Source organism: Mycobacterium stomatepiae (assembly GCF_010731715.1).
GTDB lineage: Bacteria > Actinomycetota > Actinomycetes > Mycobacteriales > Mycobacteriaceae > Mycobacterium > Mycobacterium stomatepiae.
The window spans coordinates 4090896-4112456 of record NZ_AP022587.1 but is presented as its reverse complement, the minus strand read 5'-3'; the positions used below and the strand labels follow the sequence as shown (position 1 = coordinate 4112456).

Genomic DNA, 21561 nt, shown 5'->3' with positions numbered 1-21561 from the left:
AACCCGCACCGGCACGGGCAGCAACGCGTGTTCTTCGTCGCGAATCGACAGCTGTTACGCCGGTCACAGCTACTTCAGGGCGATCCACAGTTTCCACAGGTTTATCCACATAGGTGGTAGGGGTATGCACGCAATCAATCAGCAACTAGCGGTTAATCCCGGCACCAATTGTGGATAACGCCGGGCACTTTTTGTACGTCATCGACAGGCCAGACAGGCAGCCGAGCGAATGGACCGCCCCATTGCAAAGCGATCAGACCCGCCCCTCCAGGCGGGCACGCGCCTGCAACCCGGCCGAACCCGGGTCCGCCAAGGCGGGAACAATCCGCAGCTCAGCGGCCCGTTGCGGGAAGCATTTTTCAACCCCATCACAAAGGGTTATGATCGCCATCACCAAAAATGCTGTGACTCACCTCACTCGATCGAGGTGACCTGGCGGTGAAAGGCGATTGATGGCGATGCATTCGTTCGGTCCGGGTAGCCCGGCCGCGTCGAACTCCTATTCCGGATCGCCTGCCTGGAACCACAGTTACAGCATCGCCGCGTTGCGCGCCGGCCTGATTGCGTTGGCATTGCTCGCGGTGCTGGCGCTCATTGTTTTGTCTTGATTATTTCCTGATGAAACCGCGCCGAGCGGGTACCCGGAATATCGGCCGCTAGAGGCCGTCCTTGCGGCGCGTGCTGTCATGGAGCAGGGTTGATTACGCTGCGCCTGTCGCGTGGCGGACTCCGTGCGAATGCGCGCTAAGACGATCATCGAGGAAAGGAATGCCGTGGCTGAATACACCCTGCCCGACTTGGACTGGGACTACGCAGCGCTGGAACCACACATCTCAGGTCAGATCAACGAGATCCACCACAGCAAGCACCATGCCACTTACGTCAAGGGCTTGAACGACGCAATTGCCAAACTTGAAGACGCTCGCGCCAATGACGACCACGCCGCGATCTTCTTGAACGAGAAGAACCTGGCGTTCCACTTGGGCGGTCACGTCAACCACTCGATTTGGTGGAAGAACCTGTCGCCGAATGGCGGAGACAAGCCGACCGGCGACCTTGCCGCCGCGATCGACGACGCCTTCGGGTCGTTCGACAAATTCCGCGCTCAGTTCAGCGCGGCCGCCAACGGCCTGCAGGGCTCGGGCTGGGCGGTGCTCGGCTACGACACCCTCGGCGACCGGCTGCTGACCTTCCAGCTGTACGACCAGCAGGCCAACGTCCCGCTGGGCATCATCCCGCTGCTGCAGGTCGACATGTGGGAGCACGCCTTCTACCTGCAGTACAAGAACGTCAAAGCCGACTACGTCAAGGCGTTCTGGAACGTCGTCAATTGGGCAGACGTGCAATCGCGTTACGCGGCCGCAACTTCGAAGACCCAGGGCCTTATTTTCGGCTGATCACATCACTGAGGCCTTTTCAAGGGCTGGGGCCCTTCGGGCTCGAATGCAGGAAAGGCATGCGCCAGTGGCCGTGTCGAGTTGCAACGCACCTAAACCGCAGGCATTCTTAACTATTCGAGCTACCAGCGTGGTTAATTCGGACGACGACGTCGCGCGGAGGTCGAGATGGAAACTGGGTCAGGCCAGCCGATAGGGGTTGCTCCCTTCCATGCTCGTGGTGCCCTCAAGGGGTTCGTGATCTCCGGCCGGTGGCCCGACTCGACCAAGGAGTGGGCGCAGCTACTGATGGTCGCCGTGCGAGTCGCGTCGTTGCCCGGATTACTTTCCACTACAACGGTTTTCGGCGCGCGTGAGGAACTGCCCGACGAGCCCGAACCGGACACCGTCGGCCTGGTGCTGGCCGAGGGCACGGTATTCGGTGAATCCGCAATCCAGCCAGGGTATTTCGCGGATCACCAACCTCCGGCGCTGCTTATGCTGCATCCCCCGTCGGAGACGACGCCGTCGTTGCCGGAGTGCACCGGCGCGGCGTCGGGATGTGTCCTGCTGCCGGGGTTGCCTTACCTGGGATTAGAGCACCGGGCGGCGTGGGTCGAGGCGGAAGCCGACGGCACCATCACGTCGATGGTGAGCCGTGTCGGCGTCGACCCGATCAGCCATCCGGACACCGCTATTCTGGCCATGTTGCTTGCGGCATAAGGGAATTCGATCGATTCGGTCCTTCTCACGAGTTCAGAGACATGGCGGTCCGAACTTATCCGCTTGCCTGGCGAGCGTGCGATCTCGCCGCTAGCCTGGGACGGTTAGCGACGGGGAGCCCTGGATCCCCGCGTCGACATCCCGGCGAATAATCCGGCCTGGGGAACCGATCCCAACGCATCGGTGGGCGAGACCTTCGAGCGGCGTTCGACGACCACGGTGGTTGTCAACGATGCGGCGAAACGTCGGCCCGATGTTTGCCGCCATACTCTTGAGTCTTGGAGGGGTTTTCCTTGCCGAATTGGGGCGACAGGTCCCGGCTCATCACGATGACTTATGCATTGCGGTTCCGACGGTGGATCGTGCCACCCGGGGTGACGATCGCCACGTTTGGCGCGCCCGAAGTTTCCGTGGCGATGCGCCACGGCCTCGGCGCCGCATTGCCGGCCCGCCCGATGGCCCTTGCATCCGCGATCGCGTGCCTGACCTTAGCCGGCTGGGCGTGGCACGAGAGCACGGAAGAGGCCACCATCGACGATCACGACTGGGCCGGCATCTGGATCGGTAGCGCCCGGGGCATGGTCTTGGCCGGCGCGCTGTTCGGAATTTTCGGCCTCTGGATGCTGTTTGAGAACGCGCTGGGCTGGCGACCGGTGGCCATCGCGGTGATTGTGGCGGTGGCGCCGGTCGCCGTCTCAGCGGCGACGGCGCAAACTCCGCGGCGACGCCACAGCGAGGCTTCGTGGACCGGGAGGTCACCGGAAACCGTCTAATGTTCAGCGGCCACTGCCGCGCGCAAGCCGGGCGGGTCCGGCGGTTGCCCCCAGAGGTATCTCTGAGGGCGATTTGCTGCACCCTGCCCCTCTAAACATGGCCAAAATCAGACCTGACAGCAAAGTAGGCTTTCGATGGGTCCACGTCGCCCGCTAGTTGCGAGATATCCGCCCGACACCTTCCACCCGGCCCCGACGCCACGTATCCCCGGATCGCCGAAGCACCCGAACACCAGACTTGCTTTCTGCGGATAACCTGTGAGTTTTACTCGCATTATGGACACTGCCGTCATTTAGTTACACGCTCGTCAAGTGCGGATTCAGCGATTCCCAGGGTCACCACCAGCGAACCCACCCCCGTTTGCACCTGGTTGCGGACTCAAACTCTCGCTACCATGGTCAGCAAATACACTTAGGTAATAGTTTCACTTCTACAGCCCAGTGGAGGTCATATCGATGAGCACGACGTTTTCCGCCCGCCTGAACCGCTTGTTCGACACGGTGTATCCACCCGGGCGCGGACCGCATACCTCTGCGGAGGTGATCGCGGCACTCAAGGCGGAAGGCATTACGATGTCGGCTCCCTACCTGTCGCAGCTACGCTCCGGCAATCGCACCAACCCGTCGTCGGCGACCATGGCCGCCCTGGCCAACTTCTTCCGCATCAAGTCGGCCTACTTCACTGACGACGAGTACTACGAAAAGCTCGACAGGGAGTTGGTCTGGATGTCCACCATGCGCGACGACGGTGTGCGCCGTATCGCGCTGCGCGCCGCCGGGTTATCCGCGCAGGCCCAGCAGGACATCGTCGAGCGCGTCGACGAACTACGTCGCGCCGAACATCTCGACGCCTAAGCCGCTTCCCCGGACGCAGCCCGACCTGTTGGGCTGCCGTCGTCCTGTTCCGATTAGGGTTGGCTCCACGGATCGCGTTCACGCGACAGCGATAGTCCACGAGACACCGGGAGGCGGCCGGGAATGGGCCTGTTTCGCAAGCGAAAGACTCGCGCCACGCGTCGTGCCGAAGCTCGTGCGATCAAGGCCCGCGCCAAGCTGGAAGCCAAGCTCACCGCCAAGAACCAGCGGCGCCGGTTCAAGGACGATCGTCGGGCCGCCGACAAGGCCCTCAAGGCGCAGCTGAAATCGCAGCGGGACAGCGACCGCGCCGCGTTGAAGGTCGCCGAGACCGAACTCAAGGCGGCGCGAGAGGGCAAGGTGTTGTCGCCGACGCGGATCCGGCGGTTGCTGACGGTGTCGCGACTGCTGGCGCCGATCCTGACGCCGGTGATCTACCGGGCGGCGATGGCCGCCCGCGCGATGATCGACCAGCGTCGCGCGGATCAGCTCGGGATTCCGCTGGCGCAGATCGGCCAGTTCTCCGGGCACGGCGCCCAGCTATCGGCGCGGATCGCCGGCTCGGAAAAGTCCCTACGGATGGTGCAGGACAAAAAGCCCAAGGACGCCGAGACCAAGCAGTTCGTGGCCGCCATTTCCGAGCGCCTCACCGATTTGTCGGCGGCGGTCACCGCAGCGGAGAACATGCCGGCCGCGCGTCGGCGCGCCGCGCACTCGGCGATATCGTCGCAACTCGACGGCATCGAAGCAGATCTGATGGCTCGGCTCGGATTGACCTGAAAGTAGTGTTCTGACATGCCATTCCGCGACAGGTGGATTTCCCGTGCCCTGATTGTCGTCTCGGCTGCCGCCATGCTCTACGTCGGCGCCGCGAGCATGACCGCACCGGCCTGGGCGCACGTCCATGCCAGCGCCGACAACGCGGCTCGCGGCGCCATGGCGATCGTGACCTTTCAGGTGCCCAACGAGTCCGACAAGGGCGCCGCCACCACGGCGCTGACCGTTACGCTGCCCGATGTCTCGTCCGCGCGCACCGAGACCATGCCCGGGTGGACGGCCAAGCTCGACCGTGACACGGCATCCGGCGTCGTCCATTCGGTGACCTGGACCGCGGCGCCCGGGGGCGGGATCGGAGTCGACCAGTTCGCGTTGTTCCGGATCGCGGTGCAGCTGCCCGACACCGCTACCGTCAGCTTCCCGGCCACCCAGACCTATGCGGACGGGACCGTCGTCAAATGGGATCAGCAGCCGCTGGCCGACGGCGGCGAGCCCGAGCATCCGGTGCCCATGCTGACGCTCGGCGCCGGGTCGGCCACTCCGCATGAGCACCACCATTCGGGCGTGTCCGGCGACCACGGCGGCGCACCGACCTCCGGGGACAACATTGCGCGGGTGTTGGGCGGAGCCGCCCTGGTCGTCGCCGCGCTCGGCATCGCCCTGGTGCTGGTTCGCCGCCCCAGGACATGAGGCGGCTGGTCGTTGTCGCCTGGGCGGGCCTGCTGCTGGCCGCCATGCTGTCAACCGCGACACTGACGGCACCGGTCGCGTCGGCGCACGCCACGCGGGTGTCCGCCGAGCCCGCCGACAACGCGGTTCTCGCGACCGGTCCGGACCGGGTCAGCGCCACCTTCAACGAGCGACTGCAGACCACCTTCGCGGCCATGACGGTCGTCGGACCGGACGGCAACGTCTGGTCCACCGGTGACACCGCCGTGCGGGGCGCGGTCGTCGGCATCGCGCTGCGCCCGCTCGGCCCCATCGGGACCTACACGGTGAACTACCGGGTCACCTCTGCCGATGGCCATGTGGTGTCCGGGTCGTGGTCGTTTCGCCTGAGTGTGGCCGGTACCGGCACCCCAGGACCCGCGGCCGCCACCGGCGATCCCGGCCACGACATCCCGGTCTGGCCGTTCGTCGCGGTGGCTGTCGCGATCATCGGCGCGGGCCTGCTGTGGACACGGCGCCGCAGGCCCTGACCCGCCTGGCCGGGAAGGCTCGTTCACCCGTGCTGGCATGATGGGGTCCGAGTAACTTTTGGCGGCGCTAGCGATGGCCGAGAGAAAGCTGCGAAGGAGCGGCCGGATGGCAGACCCCCAGGATCACCCCAACAGCGAAACCAACGGCGCGGCGACGCCCCCGGAGCAGACGCACCCCGCCAAGGCCGCCAAAAAGGCAGTCGCAAAGAAGGCTCCCGCCAAGAAAGCACCGGCAAAAAAGGCGCCCGCCAAGATTTCCCCGCCCAAACCACCAGGGGCACAGCAGGATCCCCAGACCGGGATCGAGCCCAATGGCGAAATTGCTGCTGCTGCTAAAGATGCTGCAGCACAGGCGAAATCCACTGTGGAGGCCGCCAACAATCCCGTCTCCAGGGACATTCCGCAGTCGACGCCGGGCCAGTCGCCGTTGCCCCTGGTGGTTGCCGGAGCGCTGAGCCTGCTCGCAATCCTGCTGATCCGGCAGCTGCGGCGCCGCTGATGAAGGTGTCGTTCGAGGCGACGGCCGATCTCGTCGACCGGATCGGGCCCGACGTACGCAGCTGCGATCTTCAGTTCCGCCAGTTCGGCGGTCGTACCGAATTCGCCGGACCGATCACCACCGTGCGCTGCTTTGAAGACAATGCGCTGCTGAAATCCGTGCTGTCACAACCGGGTACGGGCAGAGTGCTGGTGATCGACGGCGCAGGCTCGCTGCACACCGCGCTGCTCGGGGACCTGATCGCCGAGCTTGCCCGCTCCAACGGCTGGGCCGGGCTGGTGATCAACGGCGCGGTGCGCGACGCCGCCGCATTGCGCGGCATCGACATCGGCATCAAGGCGCTGGGCACCAATCCCCGCAAGAGCGGCAAAACCGGCGTCGGCGAGCGCGACGTCGAGGTCAGCCTCGGTGGTGTGACGTTCACGCCCGGCGAGATCGCCTACAGCGACGACGACGGCATCGTCGTCGTCAGCTCCTAAACCGATACCGGCGCGCGCTTTTTCGCGAAACGCAGGCCCTCGTCGGCGACCTTGCCGCGGCGGATCGTGCGCATGTCGAACAGATAGTTCTGCTTGAGCCGCCACGGCTCACGCGATCCCGACTTGGGCAGCAAGTGCACCGACCGCAGCAGGTAGCCGGGGCTGAAGTCCATGAACGGCAGTTCGTCCACGTCCTTGCCGGGATGTTGCGGCTCGACGCTGTCGAAGCCGTTGGCGTCCATGTAGTTCAGCAAGCGACATACGAATTCGGAGACCAGGTCGGCCTTCAGCGTCCAGGACGCATTGGTGTAGCCGAAGGTGATGGCGAAGTTCGGGACGCCGGAGAACATCAGACCCTTGTAGGTCATCAACGACGTCAGATCGAAGGCCTCGCCGTTGCGGGTGGGCTGCACGCCGCCGAGCAACTGCATGTTCAAACCCGTCGCGGTGACAATGATATCGGCTTGCAGTTCCTCACCCGAGGAGAGCTTGATTCCATTCTCGGTGAATCGCTCAATGGTGTCGGTGACGACCTCGGCCTTGCCGTGCCGGATGACCCTGAAGAAGTCGCCGTCGGGTGCCAGGCACAGTCGCTGGTCCCACACGTTGTAGCTCGGCCCGAAGTGCTTCTCGACGTCGTAGCCCTTCGGCAGACGTCGCTGCGCCATCGTCATCAGCAGATTGCGCATATAGGCGGGGCGTTTGCGGGCCAGCTGATACTGGAAGGTGCTGAAGATGATGGCTTTCCAGCGATTTGCGATGTGCGCCAAGCGCTCCGGCAGCAGCCGGTTGGCTCGCACCGCGAACGGGTCGACTCCGGGCAGCGAGCCGATGTAGGTCGGCGAGCGCTGCAGCATCGTCACAAAGCCGGAGCCGGAATTCACCAGCGCCGGGATCAGGGTGATCGCGGTCGCGCCGGACCCGATCACGACGATCTTCTTGCCCGTGTAGTCGAGGTCCTCCGGCCAATGCTGCGGATGCACGATGGTGCCCCCGAAGTCCTCGGCGCCGGGGAACGTCGGCGAGTATCCCTCGTCGTAGTTGTAGTAACCGGTGCAGGCCAACAAGAAGGAACAGGTGATCTCGCTCTGCGCACCGTCGCTCTCGACGGTCAGGGTCCACTGGTTGTCGGCATCGGACCAGTCGGCGGACACCACGCGGTGGCGGTAGCGGATATGCCGATCGATGCCGTTCTCGACAGCGGCTTCCTTGATGTAGGCCTTGATGTCGGCGCCCTCGGCGATCGACTTCGCCGAGCGCCACGGCTTGAAGCGGAACCCGAGCGTGAACATGTCCGAGTCGGACCGGATGCCCGGATATTTGAACAGGTCCCAGGTGCCGCCGAGATCGTCGCGGCGCTCCAGGATGGCGTAGCTCTTGGTCGGGCAGCGGTCCTGCAGGTGCCAGGCCGCGCTCACGCCGGAGATGCCAGCGCCCACGATGACGACGTCCAGATGCTCAGTCATAGTCGCCACGCTATCAACACACTGTCGAGCTAGTCAACGCACTGTCGAAATCATCGACCATGTGTAAAGTAACGGGCGTGACAACCGCCGGCCAGACCCGCGCCCTGCGCGGCCGCCGCTCCATCCGCCCTTCGGGCGACGACCGTGAGCAGGCGATCCTCGCGACCGCAGAGCGGCTGCTCGAGGAGCGTTCACTGGCCGACATTTCCGTCGATGACCTGGCCAAAGGCGCCGGCATTTCGCGGCCCACCTTCTACTTCTATTTCAAGTCCAAAGAAGCTGTGCTGCTCTCGCTGCTCGAGCCGGTGATCGCGCGAGCCGATTCGGAGTTCGACGGCGCGGTGATGCGGCTTCCGGCAGACCCGCGCCGGGTGTGGCGCAACGGCATCAAGGCGTTTTTCACCGAATTCGCCCCCCACCGCGCGGTGGCCCGCACCGCCACCGAGGCGCTGGCCACCAGCTCGGAGCTGCGGACGCTGTGGTCGGGATTCATGCAGAAGTGGATCGACCAAACGGCTGCCATGATCACCGCCGAACGGGAACGTGGCGCCGCGCCGGACAACATCCCGGCGGCCGACCTCGCGACGTCGCTCAACCAGATGAACGAACGCACGATGATGGCCGCGCTGTCCGCCGAGACCCCGGCGGTGGAGACCGAGCGGGTTGTCGACACCCTCACCCACATCTGGCTCAGCAGCATTTACGGCGAATCCGGCTAGTTGTCGCACCCGCGTGCGAACATATGTTCGTGCAGACCGATGCGTCCATCCTGCACGCGGATCTGGACTCGTTCTACGCGTCCGTAGAACAGCGCGACGATCCGACGCTGCGCGGTCGCCCCGTGATCGTGGGCGGCGGCGTCGTGCTGGCCGCCAGCTACGAGGCCAAGGCCTACGGCGTGCGCACCGCGATGGGCGGCCGGCAGGCCCTGCGCCTGTGCCCCGATGCCATCGTGGTGCCACCGCGGATGTCGGCCTATTCGCACGCCAGCGAGGCGGTCTTCGAGGTGTTCCGGGACGCCACACCGATCGTTGAACCGCTGTCGGTGGACGAGGCGTTCCTCGACGTCGGTGGCTTGCTCCGGGTCTCCGGCACGCCGGTCCAGATCGCGGCACAGCTGCGAGTCGACGTGCGGGACCGAGTCGGGCTGCCAATCACCGTCGGGATCGCCCGCACCAAATTCCTGGCCAAGGTCGCCAGTCAGGAGGCCAAGCCGGACGGGCTGCTGCTCGTGCCGCCCGATCAAGAGCTCGCGTTCCTGCGGCCGCTGCCGGTGCGGCGGTTGTGGGGCGTGGGCGTGGTGACCGCCGACAAACTGCACGGCTACGGCATCACGACGGTGGCCGAAGTCGCCGAGCTCAGCGAGTCGACACTGGCCTCGCTACTGGGTGCTGCCATGGGCCGCCAGCTGTATGCGCTGTCCCGCAACGTCGACCGGCGCCGGGTCGACACCGGGGTGCACCGCCGATCGGTGGGTGCCCAGCGGGCGTTGGGACGCGCTGGAAATCACATGTCGGCCAACGAGATCGACGCAGTCGTGATCAACCTGATCGACCGCATCACCACCCGGATGCGCGCCGCCGGGCGCACCGGTCGCACCGTGGTGCTGCGCTTGCGGTTCGACGACTTCACCCGGGCCACCCGGTCGCATACCCTGCCGTGGGCGACGTCGTCGACGCAGCCGATCCTGGCCGCCGCCCGCCAGCTGGTCGCGTCGGCCGCCCCCGCGATCGCCCAACGAGGATTGACGCTAGTCGGTTTCGCGGTGTCGGGCATCGACCGCAGCGGGGCCCAACAGCTGATGCTGCCGTTTTACGCCGAATCGCCGACGGTAGACGCCGCCGTGGACCAAGTCCGGAAACGATTCGGCAAGTCCGCGCTAACCCGCGGGGTGTTGATTGGCCGCGACGTGGGTATAGAGATGCCGCGACTACCCGACTGAGCCTTTCCTACCGCTGCACCAATTAGCCTCCAGCCCATGCCATTTCGGATGATAGGAGCTTTGTTTGAGATGCCGCTCGGCTCCGGCGGGCCCGCGCGGCGGTCGGTAGGATGGCAAAAACCGACCCCGGAAAGTGAGTAACTCAAAACCATGCCGCCGCCCGACAAAGCCCGCGAAAGCGGCCTGCCTCGCGAAGGTCTCCTACTCGGCTACAGCGCGGTACTCGCGCTCTCCGCTGGCTTCGTCAACGCGGTGGCCCTACTGATTTTGGCGCTGCCCGTCGGCAACCTCACCGCGATCACCACCCAGTTGGGCATGAACACGGCCAACCCGTGGCTCTACGAGGGCCATGTGCTCGGCGCGATTCTGTTCGGCTTCCTGGGCGGGGCGATCTTGGCCGGGGCGGTGCTCGCACCCACCGACGCCCTTGCCGGCCGGCGCCATGCCGTCGTGCTGTTTACCGAGGCGGCGCTGCTCGTGCTTGCCGCGGCCGGCGTCGAAGACACCTTCGTCAAGGCGGAGATCAACAAGCTGGGGATTGAGCAAACCGCGGTCCAGGCGATGTTCGCCGCCGCCGCGCTCGGCCTGCAGAATGCGATGACGTCGAGCTTCCGCGGAATGTCGATCCGCACCACCCACTTCACCGGCACCGTCACCGACCTCGGCCTGATGCTCGGCCGCAGCCGGCAAGACGGGATCCAGAAGTGGAAGGCCGCGATCCTGATCACGACGCTGTTGCTTTTTCTCGGTGGCGGCATCGCCGGGATCCTGTTCGGCGTGCACTTGGGCGGCTACTCGCTACTCATTCCCGCTGCGACGTGCGCGATCGTGGCCGCCGCGAATCTGCTGCACCACCACGTCAACGGCGGCGAATCCGTTCCGGTGGCGGCCGAAGCGGTGCGGGCCTGAGGCGTTCCTAATTGGATCCGGCCCACGCGAGCAGCTTGTCGGCCGGCCAGGTGTTGACGATCCGGTCGACCGGGACGCCGGCGTCCAGCGCGCGCTGGGCCCCGTAGCCCAGGAAATCCAACTGGCCGGGGGCGTGCGCGTCGGTGTCGATGCTGAACACGCAGCCGATTTCCAGTGCCAGATTCAGCAGCCGGGTCGGCGGGTCGCGGCGTTCCGGGCGGGAGTTGATCTCCACCGCCGTGCCGTGGTCGCGGCAGGCCGTGAAGACCTGCTCGGCGTCGAACTTCGATTCCGGCCGGATCCCGCGGTTGCCGGCAACCAGCCGGCCCGTGCAGTGGCCGAGCACGTCGGCATGCCCGTCGGAGACGGCCCGGACCATCCGGCGGGTCATCGCCGCCGGATCCATCGACAGTTTGGAGTGCACGCTGGCCACCACGACGTCCAGGCGTTGCAGCAACTCGGGCTCCTGATCCAGGCTGCCGTCGTCGAGGATGTCGACCTCGATACCGGTGAGAATGCGCATCGGCGCGAACGTGTCCCACAGCCCGTCGATCACGTCGAGCTGCTTGCGCAACCGCTCGGGGGACAGCCCGTTGGCGATCGTCAGGCGAGGCGAGTGATCGGTCAACGCACAATACTCATGGCCCAGGGCAGCCGCGGTGGCCATCATCTCCTCGATCGGCGCCGACCCATCCGACCAGTTCGAATGCAGATGCAGATCGCCACGCAGCGCGGTACGAATCTCGCCGCCACCGAGATCGGTTGCTTCCGAACGTAATTCAACCAGCGCATCGGGCTCCCGGCCAGCCCAGGCCTGGGCGATCACCTTCGCGGTCTTCGGCCCGATGCCCGGCAACGTCTGCCAGCTGTTGGCCTGCCCGTGGCGCTCGCGCTCGGCGTCGTCGAGACGCTCGACGATGTCGGCGGCGTTGCGATACGCCATGACGCGTTTAGGGACCTGGCGGCTACGGTCCTTGTAGTAGGCAATCTGCCGAAGTGCGACTACCGGGTCCATGGCTCCAGTGTGCCCACTCACCACAGCTGGCCGGCGATGAAGCCGGCGATCGCCCCGACGAAGAAGAACACGACGACCATCGCCGCGGTCAGGTTGACCCGCGACGGCCAGGCGCTGCGTTCGACGAACACCGCGAGCAGCAGGGTCGCGGACGAGTAGAGCAACGCCGCCCGGTCGGCGATGTCGACCTAGGGATGCGCCCGGTGATCATCTGACGTCATGATCTGCCGGTACTCCCAGGCCCCGAGCGCCGGGGCGAGCAAAAAGATCAGGCCGGCGGACAGCAGCGAGATCCTGGTGTCGATCCCGAGCGCGGTACTCATCGCCCGCACGAGTTTAGTTGCGCTTCATAAATTTCGACTAGCGTCGGTGTCATGCGATTCGCGTTCAAGACCTCACCGCAGAACACCACCTGGGCCGGGATGCTCGCCGTCTGGCAGGCGGCCGACGACATCGATGTGTTCGAGTCCGGGTGGACGTTCGACCACTTCTACCCGATCTTCTCCGACAGCACCGGCCCGTGCCTGGAGGGCTGGACCACGCTCACCGCGCTGGCCCAGGCCACCACGCGGCTGCGACTGGGCACCCTGGTCACCGGCATCCACTACCGCCACCCCGCGGTGCTGGCCAACATGGCCGCCGCTCTCGACGTCATCTCGAACGGAAGGCTGGAACTCGGGATCGGCGCCGGATGGAACGAGGAGGAGTCCGGCGCCTACGGCATCGAACTGGGCAGCATCAGGGAGCGGTTCGACCGGTTCGAGGAAGCCTGCCAGGTGCTGATCAGCCTGCTCAGCCAGGAGACCACCAACTTCGACGGCAAGTACTACCAACTCAAGGACGCCTATAACGAACCCAAGGGACCGCAGCGCCCGCACCCGCCCATCTGCATCGGGGGCAGTGGGGAGAAGCGCACGCTGCCGCTCACCGCGCGCTACGCGCAGCACTGGAATTTCGCGGGCGGGACGCCCGAGGAGTTCGCCCGCAAGCGCGACGTGCTGGCGGCGCGCTGCGCGGACATCGGGCGCGACCCGAAGGAAATCACCCTGTCGGCCCACGTCCGCCTGGGGCCGGACCACAACTTCGCGGAGGTCATCGACACCGCGGCGGGGCTGGGCGCCGAGGGCCTCGACCTGGGGATCGTCTATCTGCCCCCACCGCACGACCCCGCCGTACTGGAACCGCTCGCCGAGGCGATCCGGGATTCGGGGTTGCTGACGTAACGTTCGGGCACGTTGCCGAAGAAAATGACGGCAGCCGCCATCGCACAGGAAGTGCCGATGAACTCCCAACCGTGGCGAAATCCCTGGATTCCCACGGGAACTGCGCTCAGCAGCGATACCAGGATCGCCACGCCGAACGCGCTGCCGATCTGGCGGGACATGTTGAGCATGGCGCTCCCGGTGGTGGCCCGATGATCCGGCAGCGCGCTGGCCGCCGCATACAGCGGCGCCTGAGTCAAACCCGACCCGATTCCGGCCAGCACCATCGCCGGAACAAAGCTGGCGAGGTAGGTATGGCCCGCCGGAACCATCACGCTGCAGAAGACTCCCCCCGCCGCGAACGCGAGGCATCCGATCGTCGCTGTGGCCCGTCGCCCGATCCGATCCGCAATACGTCCACTGGTGGGCGCGAAGATCGCCGCGGTGATTGGACCCGGAGACACGGCCAGACCGCAACGCACCGGGCAGTAGTGCCAAATGCTTTGCAGGAAAAGCACATTGATGAGCATCCAGGACGCGGCGAACGGACGGATCTTGAACAACGAGGCCTCGACGATCGCGCGCGGATTGGTGTGTGCCCGCCACACGGTCGCCAACGCCGCCGCCGCGGCAACCGCTAGGCACACCAGCGCGCTCGCGCTGAGCCATCCCCACCGCGGGCCCTCGACGGTAACCAACACCAGTAGTGACACGGCCAGCAGCAATGTTACGACCGAAACCGGGTCGACCGCGCCGGAGCTTCCCGGTATCCGCACCTCGGGTAACACGGCCAAGCCTGCGATAAAAGTCACGGCGCCGATGGGCACGTTGATCAGGAAGATCCATCGCCAGTCAAGGCCGACGAGCAGCCCGCCCAGCGTCGGACCCATCGACGCGGCGACGGCAGCGACGCCCGCCCAGGCGCCGACCACGCGGTTGTGTTCCCGCGGCTCGAACAGCGGCCAAAGCAAGCCCAGTGATGCCGGAACCATCATCGCGGCGCCTTCTCCTTGCAGTACCCGACCGGCGATCGCGACCCAGAGCACCGAGGCGGATCCGCACACCAGGGATGCGGCGGTGAACACCGCTACCCCGGCCAGCAGGACCCGGCGGCGGCCAAAGTGATCGGCCAGCCGCCCGGCGGGCACCAACAAGGTTGCGAAGACCAGCGCGTAGCCCGTGACGATCCACGACATCGACGACAACGATGCGCCCGAGAAACTGTGGGCGATCGAGGGCAACGCGATGTTGACGATGAACAGGTCGAGTTGAGCCATGAATGCCCCCGCCGCCAAGATCGCCAGAACCAACCAACGATTCCGCACGATCACAACGCCAGGTTATGCGTCGGCGGTCGATCTTCGGTGCGCGGTGATCAATCGCACGTCGCTCGGTCGCTCGAGCGGATTCTTCGCTGCGGCGGGCGAATCGGCGGCTCAGTGCCGCCGAGCAAACCCGTCGTCGGGCCGTAAGTAGGGGCGTCGGGACGTTAGACCCCGAAAAGCAACAGCTCCTGGGCGGTGACCAGGCGCTCTTGCTTTGCGGGAAATTCGCGGCTCTTCATGGGGTGCCAAAACAATGACCAGGCCATTCGCCCCACCCGCGAACGAGGTACTGGGTTCACATGCACAGTGACCACTCCTGCGATCGTTCTACTCAACCGTGGCCCCGCTGTGACGAAGCACACAAGTCGTTATTAGACAGCCGCGCCCTGGCAAACTGCGGAAGACTCGCCGAACGAAAATCCACGTGTTTCTGGTGTGACTGGTGTGACTACTGAAGCGGTGCGGCCGTCGGCTTGATCGGCGCGGGAAGCGCGGTTGACCCCATCAAATACCGGTCCACACCCGCCGCGGCGGCCCTGCCCTCGGCGATCGCCCAGACGATCAGCGACTGGCCCCGGCCCATGTCGCCGGCAACGAAAACGCCGGGCACCGAGGTCTCGTAATCGGCGCCGCGTGCGACGTTGCCGCGCTCGGTGAACTTGACATCGAGGTCGGTGAGCACACCCGCCTTCTCCGGGCCGACGAAACCCATCGCGAGGAACACCACGTCCGCCTCGAGTTCGAAGTCCGAGCCCTCGACCTTGACGAACTTGCCGTCCTGCATCGTCACTTCGTGAACCTTGAGCGCGGTCACGTGCCCGTCCTTGCCGACGAACTCCTCGGTGCTGACCGAGAACACCCGCTCGCCGCCCTCTTCGTGCGCCGACGAGACCCGGTACATCAGCGGGTAGGTCGGCCACGGCGTGGACGCGGCGCGTGTCTCCGGCGGCCGCGGCATGATCTCGAACTGATGGATGCTGGCCGCCCCCTGGCGGTGCGCGGTGCCCAGGCAGTCGGCGCCGGTGTCACCGCCGCCGATGATGACGACCTTCTTGCCCTTGGCGGTGATCGGCGGCTGCCCGTCGGGGCCCAGCACGTCGTCGCCCTCCTGCACGCGGTTACCCCACGGCAGGTACTCCATCGCCTGGTGGATGCCGTCCAAGTCCCGACCCGGAATCGGCAGGTCACGCCACGCGGTGGCACCACCGGCTAGCACCACCGCGTCGAAGTCGGCGAGCAACTGTTCGGCGGTGATGTCGACTCCGACGTTGACGCCGGCCCGGAACTCGGTTCCCTCGGCCCGCATTTGGTCGAGTCGCCGGTCGAGGACGCGCTTTTCCATCTTGAATTCCGGAATGCCGTAGCGCAGCAGTCCACCGATGCGATCTTCGCGCTCGAAGACGGTGACGCTGTGTCCCGCGCGGGTGAGCTGCTGGGCGGCGGCCAATCCGGCCGGGCCCGAACCGATTACGGCCACCGTCTTACCGGTCAGCTTCGTCGGCGGCAATGGCACCACGAAGCCCTCGTCGAAGGCGTGGTCGATGATCTCCAGCTCGATCTGCTTGATCGTCACCGGATCCTGGTTGATGCCCAGCACGCACGCCGGCTCGCACGGCGCCGGACACAGCCGGCCGGTGAAGTCGGGGAAGTTGTTGGTGGCGTGTAGCCGCTCGATCGCGTCACGCCACCGGCCACTGCGCACCAGGTCGTTCCATTCCGGAATCAAGTTGCCCACCGGACAGCCGTTGTGACAGAACGGAATACCGCAGTCCATGCAACGCGTCGCCTGCTCGCGCAGGGTATCGTCGTTGAACTCCTGGTAGACCTCTTTCCAGTCCTTCAACCGCAGCGGGACAGGCCGGCGTTGCGGCAGCTCCCGATGCGTGTACTTGAGGAAGCCACTGGGATCAGCCATGCGCCGCCGCCATGATCGCCTTGCCGACATCGACGCCATCGCGCTCCGCTTGGGCGATCGCCTGCAATACCTTCTTGTAGTCCCGGGGCATCACCTTGGCGAAGTGCCGCTGCTGCGCGTGCCAATCGGCCAGGATCCGCTGACCGACAGCGGAATCCGTCGCGTCGACATGCGCCTGGATGATGCCGTGCAGGAATTCCGCGTCATCGGAGTCGAGGGCCTCGAGGTCCACCATTTCGGTGTTCAGGTTCAGCGGCAGTTCTTCGTCGGGGTCGTAGACGTATGCCACACCGCCGGACATACCGGCCGCGAAGTTACGCCCGGTGTGGCCGAGAATCACCACCCGGCCACCGGTCATGTACTCACAACCGTGATCGCCGACCCCCTCAACTACGGCATGGGCGCCGGAGTTGCGGACCGCGAACCGTTCGCCGACCACACCGCGCAAGAACGCCTCCCCACTGGTGGCGCCGAACAGGATCACGTTGCCACCGATGATGTTTTCCTCGGCTACGTAATCCAGCGGCGCATTGTCGGACGGCCGCACCACGATACGGCCGCCGGACAGACCCTTGCCGACGTAGTCGTTGGCATCGCCGTACACCCGCAGGGTGATGCCCTTGGGCACAAACGCGCCGAAGCTGTTGCCGGCGGACCCGTCGAAGGTGATGTCGATCGTCCCGTCCGGCAAGCCTTGGCCACCATAGGCTTTCGTCAGCTCGTGGCCGAGCATGGTGCCCACCGTCCGGTTGACGTTGCTGATGGCGGTGGAGAACCGGACCGGTTTGCCGGAATCCAGTGCCTCACGGCTCATCACGATCAACTGCTGATCCAGCGCCTTGTCCAGACCGTGGTCCTGACGGGAGCTGCAGTACAGGTCCTGGTTCATGAACGCGGACTCCGGCTCGTGCAGCACCGGGGCCAGATCCAGCTTGTGCGCCTTCCAGTGCGCGCGGGCCAGCGTGGTGTCCAGCGCGCCCACCTGGCCGACGGCCTCGTTGAAGGTGCGGAAGCCCAACTGCGCCATGTACTCCCGGACTTCTTCGGCGATGAACATGAAGAAGTTCTCCACGAACTCCGGCTTGCCGGTGAAGCGCTCCCGCAGCACCGGGTTCTGCGTGGCCACACCGACCGGGCAGGTGTCGAGGTGACAAACCCGCATCATGATGCAGCCCGCGACGACCAGCGGGGCGGTGGCGAAACCGAATTCCTCGGCACCCAGCAGCGCCCCGATCATCACGTCGCGGCCGGTCTTGAGCTGTCCGTCCACCTGGACGACGATCCGGTCGCGTAATCCGTTGAGCAGCAGGGTCTGCTGCGTCTCGGCCAGCCCTAGCTCCCAGGGCGCACCCGCGTGCTTCTGCGAGGTGAGCGGCGTGGCACCGGTGCCGCCGTCGTGGCCGGAGATCAGCACCACGTCGGCGTGCGCCTTGGACACTCCCGCCGCGACGGTGCCGACGCCGTTCTCGGAGACCAGCTTGACGTGCACCCGCGCGGACGGGTTCGAGTTCTTCAGGTCGTGGATCAGCTGCGCGAGATCCTCGATCGAGTAGATGTCGTGGTGCGGCGGCGGTGAGATCAGACCGACGCCGGGCGTCGAGTGCCGGACCTCTGCCACCCACGGGTACACCTTGTGCCCCGGAAGTTGGCCGCCCTCACCGGGCTTGGCGCCCTGGGCCATCTTGATCTGGATGTCGGTGCAGTTCGTCAGATAGTGCGAGGTGACGCCGAACCGTGCCGACGCGACCTGTTTGATCGCGCTGCGGCGCCAATCCCCATTGGAGTCGGGGTCGAAACGCTTGACGTCCTCGCCGCCCTCACCGCTGTTGGATCGGCCGCCCAGGCGGTTCATCGCGATGGCCAGCGTCTCGTGCGCCTCGGCGGAGATCGAGCCGTAGCTCATCGCCCCGGTCGAGAACCGTTTGACGATCTCGCTGGCGGGTTCGACCTCGTCCAGGGGAACCGGCGGGCGCACGTCGCCGCGGAACTTCAGCAGTCCGCGCAACGACGCCATCCGCTCGCTCTGGTCGTCGACCAGGCGGGTGTATTCCTTGAAGATCTTGTACTGGCCGGTGCGGGTGGCGTGCTGCAGCTTGAACACGGTCTCCGGGTTGAACAGGTGGTACTCGCCTTCGCGGCGCCACTGGTAGTCGCCACCGACCTCGAGTTCGCGGTGTGCGCGCTCGTCCGGCCGGTCCAGATAGGCCAGCGCGTGCCGCGCGGCGACGTCGGTGGCAACGTCGTCCAGCGTGATGCCGCCGGTCGGGCAGACGAGCCCGGTGAAGTACTCGTCGAGCACGTCCTCGGAGATCCCGATGGCCTGGAACAGCTGGGCGCCGGTGTAGGAGGCCAGCGTCGAAATACCCATCTTGGACATGACTTTCAGCACGCCCTTGCCGGCGGCCTTGACGTAGTTGTTCAGCGCCTTGTCGCGGTCGATCCCGTCGATGACGCCGCGGTCGAGCATGTCCTCGACCGATTCGAAGGCCAGGTACGGGTTGACCGCGGCCGCGCCGCACCCGATCAGCATTGCCATGTGGTACACCTCGCGGGCGTCACCGGATTCGACGACCAGCCCCACCTGCGTGCGGGTGCGATCGCGCACCAGGTGGTGGTGCACCCCGGCGATGGCGAGCAGCGACGGTATCGGTGCCATCTGGTCGTTGGAATCGCGGTCGGAAAGAATGATGACCCGGGCGCCGTCGGCGATCGCCGCCGATGCCTGCGCGCGCACCTCTTCCAGTGCGGCCGCCAGTCCGGCGCCACCCTCGGCGACCGGGTACAGACAGCGAATCACCTTGGAGCGCATGCCATGTGGGCGACCGTTGACCTCGTCGTCCGGATTCAGGTTGATCAGCTTCGCCAGCTCGTGGTTACGCAGAATCGGCTGTCGCAGCATGATCTGGTGGCACGAGTATTCGTCCGGGCTGAGCAGGTCGCCCTCCCCGCCGGTGGTGCCCTGCAGGCTAGTCACCACCTCCTCGCGGATGGCGTCCAGCGGCGGGTTGGTCACCTGAGCGAATAGCTGGTGGAAGTAGTCGTAAAGCATCCGGGGACGCTGCGAGAGCACCGCGACCGGGGTATCGGTGCCCATCGACCCGATCGGCTCGGCGCCGGTGCGCACCATCGGCGCCACCAGCAGGTTGAGTTCCTCGTAGGTGTAGCCAAAGGCCAGCTGCCGCATGACAAGTCGATCGTGCGCCATCCGCACGTACTCGCCCTGTGGCAACGATTCGAGCGGAACGAGATTCTTGTCGAGCCATTCCTGGTATGGGTGCTCGGCAGCCAGCTCGGCCTTGATCTCCTCGTCGGCGACGATGCGGCCCTGCGTGGTGTCCACCAAGAACATCCGGCCCGGCTGCAGGCGCATCCGCTTCACCACCGTCGACGGGTCCAGGTCCAAGACGCCCGCCTCGGAGGCCATCACCACCAAACCGTCCTCGGTGACCCAAATGCGGGATGGGCGAAGGCCATTGCGGTCGAGCACCGCGCCCACGACGGTGCCATCGGTAAACGTCACCGACGCCGGGCCGTCCCACGGTTCCATCAGCGATGCGTGGTACTCGTAGAAGGCGCGGCGCGCCGGATCCATCGACTCGTTGCGTTCCCAGGCCTCGGGAATCATCATCAGCACCGCGTGCGGCAGGCTGCGCCCGCCCAGGTGCAGCAATTCCAGCGCCTCGTCGAAACGCGCGGTGTCCGAAGCGCCCGGAGTGCAGATTGGGAACAGCTTGTCCAGGTCGTCCACCGAGCCGAAGACGTCGGTCTTGATCAGCGCCTCGCGGGCCCGCATCCAGTTTTCGTTACCGGTGACGGTGTTGATCTCACCGTTGTGGGCGATGCGCCGGAACGGGTGCGCCAGAGGCCAGGACGGGAAGGTGTTGGTCGAGAATCGGGAGTGCACGATGCCCAGCGCGCTGGTCATCCGATCGTCTTGCAGGTCAAGGTAGAACGCCTTGAGCTGCGGTGTGGTCAGCATGCCCTTGTAGACCATCGTGCGGCCGGACAGGCTTGGGAAATATACGGTTTCGCGCCCGGGTCCGTCTTGGCCCGGCCCTTTGGTACCGAGTTCGTGCTCGGCACGCTTGCGCACGACATAGCAACGGCGTTCCAGCGTCATGTCGGAGGCACCCGTGATGAACACCTGCCGGAAGGTGGGCATCGCGTCGCGGGACAGCGCGCCCAGCGAGGAGTCGTCGATGGGCACATTGCGCCAGCCCAGAACCGTCAGGCCCTCGGATTCGGCGATCTTCTCCACCGCCGCGCACGCAGCCACGGCATCCTTGGACGACTGCGGCAGAAACGCGATACCGGTGGCGTAGCTGCCCGGTTCGGGGAGCTCGAAGTCCACGACTTCGCGCAGGAACGCATCCGGGACCTGGATCAGGATGCCGGCGCCGTCGCCGCTGCGCGGCTCGGCGCCCTGGGCGCCACGATGTTCGAGGTTGACCAGTGCGGTGATGGCCTTGTCGACGATGTCGCGGCTGCGTCGCCCGTGCATGTCGACGACCATGGCTACCCCGCACGAATCGTGCTCGTCCGCGGGGTTATACAACCCAACGCGCGTGGGCGTCATATGCACCTGCCTCTTCACCAGAACCTGCTACCCGGCCGTTTTCAGTGGCTCCGACGGGGCCGCACCCAGAGGTTGCGGGCTGACCCCTTCGGTCTTGTCGATAGGCTGTTTCCCAGGCGGAAAATGATCCGATTGGGGAATCGTCCGTGCGGCGCTGAACGGTGGCGTGTACCCGATCTCGACAAGTCGTAAAACGATATGACAAAAACCGCCTGACATGCCAACTTCGCCAAGTCTAACCCTCCAGCTTAGCGGCTGCGTAAATTCGCTGCGGGCGGCGATCGATCACCCGGAAAAATGCGCCTCGGCGGCCGACACTCGGCCCACGACAGCGCAGACCGGCCCGGCCACTCGCTGAGCCGACCGCCTCCCCTTGTTTGCTGTGACCCCCTATCGGCGACAGCGCCAAGATGGCAGGGATCACAGTGCCAGCCACGCATCCGCACCGCTGATTGCGATAAGGCGAGGCAGCACTGCCGATCGTTTCCAGCGTCGACGTGCCCCTTGGGGGCCTGGGGCGTCGCACCGAC

Annotated in this window: 19 protein-coding genes and 1 pseudogene; 14 read left to right on the top strand and 6 right to left on the bottom strand. The window is 65.7% G+C overall.

Annotated elements, in window-relative coordinates; genetic code table 11:
* The first annotated feature begins 452 nt into the window (after positions 1-452).
* From G6N54_RS29585 to rraA, 10 genes are all read left to right on the top strand, one after another.
* Complete coding sequence (locus G6N54_RS29585; RefSeq protein ID WP_170313065.1) at positions 453-608, top strand: hypothetical protein; 156 nt, start codon at positions 453-455, stop codon at positions 606-608.
* A 165-nt stretch (positions 609-773) separates the two neighbouring features.
* Positions 774-1397 (top strand): superoxide dismutase, encoded by a 624-nt coding sequence (locus G6N54_RS19395; RefSeq protein ID WP_163791486.1) that lies wholly within the window; start codon positions 774-776, stop codon positions 1395-1397.
* Between the two features lie 168 nt (positions 1398-1565).
* A complete protein-coding gene (locus G6N54_RS19390) occupies positions 1566-2099 on the top strand; it encodes a peptidase (RefSeq protein WP_090597853.1) in 534 nt (177 codons plus the stop codon).
* Positions 2100-2428: 329 nt separating this feature from the next.
* The gene (locus tag G6N54_RS19385; RefSeq protein WP_232073803.1) at positions 2429-2872 is read left to right on the top strand and encodes a hypothetical protein; all 444 of its coding nucleotides are present in this window, start codon (positions 2429-2431) and stop codon (positions 2870-2872) included.
* A gap of 456 nt (positions 2873-3328) precedes the next feature.
* Positions 3329-3727 (top strand): transcriptional regulator, encoded by a 399-nt coding sequence (locus tag G6N54_RS19380; protein WP_163791485.1) that lies wholly within the window; start codon positions 3329-3331, stop codon positions 3725-3727.
* A gap of 123 nt (positions 3728-3850) precedes the next feature.
* The gene (locus tag G6N54_RS19375; protein WP_163791484.1) at positions 3851-4507 is read left to right on the top strand and encodes a DUF6474 family protein; all 657 of its coding nucleotides are present in this window, start codon (positions 3851-3853) and stop codon (positions 4505-4507) included.
* 15 nt (positions 4508-4522) lie between these two features.
* A complete protein-coding gene (locus G6N54_RS19370) occupies positions 4523-5194 on the top strand; it encodes a YcnI family protein (RefSeq protein WP_163791483.1) in 672 nt (223 codons plus the stop codon).
* Complete coding sequence (locus G6N54_RS19365) at positions 5191-5703, top strand: copper resistance CopC family protein (protein ID WP_163791482.1); 513 nt, start codon at positions 5191-5193, stop codon at positions 5701-5703. Before G6N54_RS19370 ends, G6N54_RS19365 begins: the two co-directional genes overlap by 4 nt.
* A gap of 106 nt (positions 5704-5809) precedes the next feature.
* Complete coding sequence (locus tag G6N54_RS19360) at positions 5810-6202, top strand: Rv3852 family protein (protein WP_163791481.1); 393 nt, start codon at positions 5810-5812, stop codon at positions 6200-6202.
* Positions 6202-6681 carry a ribonuclease E activity regulator RraA gene (gene rraA, locus G6N54_RS19355; RefSeq protein ID WP_163791480.1) on the top strand — a complete coding sequence of 160 codons (480 nt, stop codon included), beginning with the start codon at positions 6202-6204 and terminating at the stop codon, positions 6679-6681. The genes G6N54_RS19360 and rraA overlap by 1 nt, the downstream gene beginning before the upstream one ends.
* Here rraA and G6N54_RS19350 read toward each other — a convergent pair.
* The gene (locus tag G6N54_RS19350; RefSeq protein WP_163791479.1) at positions 6678-8147 is read right to left on the bottom strand and encodes a flavin-containing monooxygenase; all 1470 of its coding nucleotides are present in this window, start codon (positions 8145-8147) and stop codon (positions 6678-6680) included. The two genes, rraA and G6N54_RS19350, sit on opposite strands and share 4 nt — an antisense overlap.
* A gap of 77 nt (positions 8148-8224) precedes the next feature.
* On the opposite strand from G6N54_RS19350, the gene G6N54_RS19345 reads away from it, so the two are divergent.
* The 3 genes from G6N54_RS19345 to G6N54_RS19335 all read left to right on the top strand — a co-directional run bounded on the left by G6N54_RS19345 (position 8225) and on the right by G6N54_RS19335 (position 10998).
* A complete protein-coding gene (locus G6N54_RS19345) occupies positions 8225-8866 on the top strand; it encodes a TetR/AcrR family transcriptional regulator (RefSeq protein WP_163791478.1) in 642 nt (213 codons plus the stop codon).
* 23 nt (positions 8867-8889) lie between these two features.
* On the top strand, positions 8890-10089 hold the full coding sequence (gene dinB, locus G6N54_RS19340; RefSeq protein ID WP_163791477.1) for a DNA polymerase IV: 1200 nt from the start codon (positions 8890-8892) through the stop codon (positions 10087-10089).
* 150 nt (positions 10090-10239) lie between these two features.
* Positions 10240-10998 (top strand): YoaK family protein, encoded by a 759-nt coding sequence (locus tag G6N54_RS19335; RefSeq protein WP_163791476.1) that lies wholly within the window; start codon positions 10240-10242, stop codon positions 10996-10998.
* A gap of 7 nt (positions 10999-11005) precedes the next feature.
* Here the strand turns inward: G6N54_RS19335 and G6N54_RS19330 are convergent, their stop codons facing one another.
* Both G6N54_RS19330 and G6N54_RS19325 read right to left on the bottom strand, forming a co-directional pair.
* A complete protein-coding gene (locus G6N54_RS19330; protein WP_163791475.1) occupies positions 11006-12013 on the bottom strand; it encodes a PHP domain-containing protein in 1008 nt (335 codons plus the stop codon).
* A gap of 32 nt (positions 12014-12045) precedes the next feature.
* Positions 12046-12336 (bottom strand): annotated as a pseudogene (locus G6N54_RS19325) (hypothetical protein); the annotation flags it as partial.
* A gap of 51 nt (positions 12337-12387) precedes the next feature.
* Here G6N54_RS19325 and G6N54_RS19320 point away from each other — a divergent pair.
* Positions 12388-13236 carry an LLM class F420-dependent oxidoreductase gene (locus G6N54_RS19320; RefSeq protein WP_163791474.1) on the top strand — a complete coding sequence of 283 codons (849 nt, stop codon included), beginning with the start codon at positions 12388-12390 and terminating at the stop codon, positions 13234-13236.
* Here the strand turns inward: G6N54_RS19320 and G6N54_RS19315 are convergent.
* From G6N54_RS19315 to gltB, 3 genes are all read right to left on the bottom strand, one after another.
* Entirely contained in the window at positions 13158-14546 is a 1389-nt protein-coding gene (locus tag G6N54_RS19315; protein WP_163791473.1) for an MFS transporter, read from the bottom strand. The two genes, G6N54_RS19320 and G6N54_RS19315, sit on opposite strands and share 79 nt — an antisense overlap.
* A 442-nt stretch (positions 14547-14988) precedes the next feature.
* Entirely contained in the window at positions 14989-16455 is a 1467-nt protein-coding gene (locus G6N54_RS19310) for a glutamate synthase subunit beta (RefSeq protein WP_163791472.1), read from the bottom strand.
* Positions 16448-21031, bottom strand: a complete 4584-nt coding sequence (gene gltB / locus G6N54_RS19305) for a glutamate synthase large subunit (protein WP_163791471.1) — start codon at positions 21029-21031, stop codon at positions 16448-16450. The genes G6N54_RS19310 and gltB overlap by 8 nt, the downstream gene beginning before the upstream one ends.
* Positions 21032-21561 lie beyond the last annotated feature (530 nt).